General features: G+C 36.4%; 1 protein-coding gene. It reads left to right on the forward strand.

Annotation, left to right across the window (positions count from 1 at the left end):
- The coding region (locus tag CP370_RS09380) for a methionyl-tRNA formyltransferase (RefSeq protein ID WP_143467898.1) at positions 1–418 on the forward strand (418 nt) is incomplete at both ends.

Raw genomic sequence — 418 nt, forward strand, 5'->3', positions numbered from 1 at the left:
AACACCGGTTAAAGAAGTTGCAGTTAAGGCAAATATCCCATTATTACAACCAAATAAGTTGTCAGGATCTGATGAAATGAAGCAAATTATTTCATTGGCACCAGATTTCATTATTACAGCCGCTTATGGCCAATTTTTACCAACTAAATTATTAGCTGCAGCTAAAATGGGTGCGATTAATGTCCATGCATCATTATTACCTAAATATCGTGGTGGGGCACCCATTCATTATGCTGTTTTAAACGGTGATGAAAAAACAGGCGTCACAATTATGTACATGGTTAAAGAAATGGATGCTGGGGATATAATTGCCCAGAAAGAATTACCAATTTTATCTGAGGACAATACGGGGACATTATTTGACAAGTTGAGTCTATTGGGTCGTGACCTATTATTATCAACGTTACCCAAATTAATC

Origin of the sequence: Lactobacillus sp. UMNPBX19 (assembly GCF_002553805.1) — a bacterium.
Classification (GTDB): Bacteria; Bacillota; Bacilli; order Lactobacillales; family Lactobacillaceae; genus Lactobacillus.